Source organism: Ferroglobus sp., from assembly GCF_015521575.1.
Lineage (GTDB): Archaea > Halobacteriota > Archaeoglobi > Archaeoglobales > Archaeoglobaceae > Ferroglobus.
Genome location: NZ_WANY01000125.1, coordinates 1 through 4,548, shown reverse-complemented (window position 1 = coordinate 4,548; position 4,548 = coordinate 1). Strand labels below are relative to the sequence as shown.

5 protein-coding genes are annotated in these 4,548 nt (G+C 46.9%); all 5 read left to right on the top strand.

Going from position 1 to position 4,548, the window contains the following annotated elements; all coding sequences use genetic code 11:
* Nucleotides 1–837, top strand: an 837-nt coding sequence (locus tag F7C14_RS05200; protein ID WP_290900548.1) for an NAD/NADP octopine/nopaline dehydrogenase family protein, incomplete at its 5' end; no start/stop codon positions are given.
* Nucleotides 838–923: 86 nt separating this feature from the next.
* Complete coding sequence (locus tag F7C14_RS05195; protein WP_290900546.1) at nt 924–2,186, top strand: ABC transporter substrate-binding protein; 1,263 nt, start codon at nt 924–926, stop codon at nt 2,184–2,186.
* A gap of 9 nt (nt 2,187–2,195) precedes the next feature.
* Entirely contained in the window at nt 2,196–3,056 is an 861-nt protein-coding gene (locus F7C14_RS05190) for a branched-chain amino acid ABC transporter permease (RefSeq protein ID WP_290900544.1), read from the top strand.
* A complete protein-coding gene (locus F7C14_RS05185) occupies nt 3,053–3,964 on the top strand; it encodes a branched-chain amino acid ABC transporter permease (protein WP_290900542.1) in 912 nt (303 codons plus the stop codon). Before F7C14_RS05190 ends, F7C14_RS05185 begins: the two co-directional genes overlap by 4 nt.
* A gap of 1 nt (nt 3,965) precedes the next feature.
* A partial coding sequence (locus F7C14_RS05180) for an ABC transporter ATP-binding protein (protein WP_290900540.1) occupies nt 3,966–4,548 on the top strand: 583 nt, incomplete at its 3' end.

The following is a 4,548-nucleotide window of genomic DNA, read 5'->3' as shown; positions in this document are numbered from 1 at the left end:
TTGGAAGACGACATGACAATTAGCCTTTTTCCGGACAAATACGGTTCGCTTATGCTGAGGAAAATGCTTGAAGAAAAAGGGGAGGATGTTAAAATCATCGTTGGAGGGTGGATAACCGCTCCTTATGGAACAAGGTTGATAGAGCCGGGAAGGGTCGACTGCATGATAAGAGCTTACAGGCTCAGAGGAGACACTCTGCCCTCTTCCGACTGGAAAAAGTTTTACAAAAAGCAAAAGGATTTGCCAATACTTACAACCGCAAAAATAGAGCAGGCTGATACAGTTTTGGGAGTTGGGCTCGAAAATCCGAATCCCATCGTTCACGTTCCGGGGTCTGTTCTAAACGTTGGAGCGATGGAAGTATCCCAGAGAGAAGGAGTGCTCGGAGTGAAGAAGGGAGAGTGGTCTCTATACAAACACGGAATGAGTCCGGCAGTTGTAAGGGTTATCGAAAAGTACTACGAGGAGGTGAAGGAAATCGCAAAAGCTATAGGAATCAGTTTGATCGAATATTCCAAAGAGCAGTTCTACCACAAGCATACGATAATGAAGGAGAGCTTCATAGCTCCATTCTACGAAGCTTCTCCGATAATGGGGATAAAGGGTCCGCTGAGCGTGGAAGACCGATACTTCACAGAAGACATTCCAGTTGGAGCCGTAACGGCATGGAGGCTCGCCAAAAAATTCGGAGTAGACGTGCCGACGATAGAATCGCTCATCCACCTTGGCTCCATAATATGCCAGAGAGATTTCTTCAAGGAAGGTAGAAAGCTTGAAGATTACGGAATAGAAAGCATGTCAAAAGAGAAACTTTTAAACTACCTTAGAGGTGAGTAAAACCAAAATTTTTGAAGTTCTACACTTGACAAAAATTTTTTAAGAACTTAATGAAAGATAATTACAGTCTTTGAGGAGGTGAAGTTGTGAGAACTCTCAGCATTTTAATGATTGTCGCAGTGCTGTTGGCAGCGTTTACCTTCGGATGCGCGGAGGAAAAGGAAAAGGAGCCGATAAAAATAGGCGTTCTCGCACCTCTAACAGGCGCTCCCGCAAGAGCGGGAAATGCGATGGCTAACGCAGCGAAAATGGCTGAAGAAGACATTAACAAGAAAGGTGGTCTGTTGGGAAGACCTGTTAAAATAATCGTTTACGACACAGAGGACAAGCCAGAAACCGGAAAGCTTGTGGCTGAAAGGGCAATTCTCCAAGATAAGGTTGTTGCTTTGGCTGGAATTTTCAGGAGCGAGGTTGCGATGGTGGTGGCTGAGGTGGCTGCAGACAACAAAGTGCCGTTGATAGTCAGCACAGCCCAAACTCCTGCTTATGCGAAGCTTGTTGAGAAAGATTACGAGAGGTACAAGTACCTATTCCGATCAACAACCAACGCAACCATCCTTGGCAATCAGCTCACGAACTTCATAATGGACTACTTAGCTCCTAAGTACGGGGTTAAAAAAATAGCCTTTCTGACGGAAGACGTTCTCTGGGCAAGAGGGCTGACGAAGATAGAGACTGAAAGGTTAAAGGCAAGAGGTTTCGAGGTTAAAAGCTGGCTTGTACCATTAGGAGTTACGGAGCTTCCAGAAATGAAGGAAATGGAAGAGTGGGGGGCTGACGTCATCTTCCCGGTGTTCTCCTCCGATAACGGATACCTCGTCACGAAGACTTGGAAGGATTTAAAGATAAACGCAATACTCCTTGGAGTTAACAATCCGATAGCGAGTCCAGAAGCTTGGGAGAAAACCGAAGGGAGATGTGAATACGAAACCACTGCTTTTGCGAGCGTTGTCATAAAGTATCCAGTCACCGACGAAGTGGTGCCTTGGGCGGAGAGGTACATCAGCAAGTACGGAGTTGAAGGAATAAATCAAGCAGCCGACGTTTATGAGTCCCTGCAAGTTTTGTTCCAAGCTATAGAGAAGGCTGGAACGACTGATGCTGACAAACTCGTTGAAGTCCTTGAGAATAACGAGTTTGAGGTGTTGAGAGGGAAGATAAAATTCAGCAAGAAGAATCACGACCACATGGCTTGGCTCGGGCCGCCCTACAAGATTGAATCTCCTCTCGGCGGACCGATCGGACAGTGGCAGCTCGTTGATGGTGAGCCAAAGGTTGTTGTCGTCTGGCCCGAGGGGGTTGGAAATCCAGATGACTGGAAGATGCCTCCGTGGGTGAAGATAGAGTAAGGATCAACTATGAATCCCTCAATTTTTTTCGATGGAATTTTTATAGGCTCGATATTTGCCGTCGCCACCATTGGTCTGTCGTTTTTCTACACAACCACCGGCGTTTTCAATTTCGCCCACGGAGCTTTGCTTATGCTCGGAGGATATCTAACTTACACGGCACTAACCTACCTCAAACTGCCGCTGGTTTTTGCTGCAATTTTCAGCGTTCTTCTTGTTGCATCTTTCATGACGGCTTTCTACTACCTCTCCCTTCTACCGATAAGAAAGCAGCACATAACTTCCATAATCATAACGCTCGCCCTCCTTTTGATGCTCGAAAGGCTTATAACGGTGCTCTACGGTCCTTGGGGGCTTCCTTTTCCGACGTTTTTCCCCGGAGTGGTGAAATTAGCCGGAGTAGAAGTTAGTCTGCAAAAGATTTACGTAACGGTATCGAACTTCTTAGTCATCTTCGTTTTCTGGCTTTTGATTTCGAAGACATGGATCGGACTCGGAATTCGAGCGACGATAGACAACGAGGACGTGGCTGAAGCTCTCGGAATTAACGCAAGCAGAATGCATTTGCTCAGCGTTTTCATTTCTTCAGCGATAACAGCGTTCGGAGGGATAAATATAGCTGCAACACTCTTCCTTTCTCCCATCCTCATGTCACAGATGAACGTCGTAGCAATAACGGTCTCCATATTAGCCGGGCTTGGAAGCGTTTGGGGGGTGATTCCAGCAGCATTCATCCTCGGCTTTGCTGACGTTATTGGAGCAACGATCTTCGGCGGGTGGTTTAGGTTCGTAAGCATGACGCTTGTGGTCATATTGGTTCTCATAGTTAGACCGAGGGGAATATTCGGTCAGATGGAGAGAATAGTATGAGAGCCAAGTTCGTGCTGATAGCTTTATTATTGGCAGCCTACGCCGCTTATCCGCTTATTTCAGGAGACAGCTACATCATGAGGGTACTGATACTCGTTCACATCTTCGCAATATTAGCGGCGAGTCTCGACCTCATAGTGGGCTACACCGGACAGCTCACAGCCGGACACACAGCCATATGGGGATGGGGAGCGTACTTTGCAGCTTGGTCGATCTTGTATTTCAACTTCCCTCCGGCGGCATCTCTGCTTGTATCAGCAGTCGTCGGAGCTCTTCTTGGCTTCGGAATCGGAATTCTTTGCCTGAGATTCAAGTATTTGCTGTTAACGCTCGTTACGTTTGCAATTCTTATTCTCTCCTACGCCATAGCCAGACAGTTCACATCCATTACCGGCGGAGAACTCGGAATTCACGGAATTCCAAAACTTTCGGACAACATCCTCGTAATATTCTACGTGAGCTTCGCAGCCTTGATAGCCACGATAGCTATACTTCTCGCAATAACTAAGTCTGAGATCGGGCTGAGAATGAGAGCTATAAAAGACAGCGAGGAGGGAGCGAAGGTTCTTGGCGTGGATGTTGTGAAATACAAAGTCCTCGCAAACGTTATAGGCTCGACTTTTGCCGGCTTCGCTGGAGGACTCTACACGACGTACATGGGAAGCGTCGGCTCGACAAACTTCTACGTGGATCACCTGCTTAGACTGATTCTCATGTGGGGGATAGGTGGTGGAGGAAGTATAATAGGGCCGGCAATCGGAGCTTACATTGTAATGCTACTCTCTGAGTACCTAAGGGTTATAGAGGAGTACCGCCTGATACTTTTCGGAGCTGCTTTGATAGTGATACTCAGAGTTTTTCCTTCGGGAGTTTATGGCATCATAAAAAAGGTTCTGGGAGGGGAGTGACATGGAAGCGCTCAGAGTTTCAAATCTCGTCAAGAGGTTCGAAGGTGTTGTGGCTGTGAACAACGTCAGCTTTTCGGTGGAAAAGGGAGAAGTAGTTGGAATCATCGGACCAAACGGAAGCGGGAAGACCACGCTACTAAACCTCATCTCCGGACTTATCAAGCCGGATGAGGGAGAAGTGTACATTAAGGGGGAAGCCGTGGATCCCAAGCCCCACGAGATAGCTTTGAAAGGAGTGGGAAGAACTTTTCAGATCCCGAAGCTGTTCCACACAATGACAGTCTTAGAAAACATGCTTGTCCCTGTCGTGGAAGACGAAAATAAAAGGAAAAAAGCAGAGGAGCTTTTGAAGTTCTTCGAACTGTATCATTTGAAGGACGAACTTGCTGGAAACTTGAGTGGAGGGCAGCAGAAGTTACTTGAAATCGCCAGAGTCATGATGCTCGATCCGAGCATTTTGCTCATGGACGAACCTTTTGCTGGCGTGCATTACAAAATCGTTAATAGGATAGTGGATCACATTAAAGAGCTCAGAGGAGAAAAGACTTTCCTGATCGTGAGCCACGACATGCACACGATCTTCG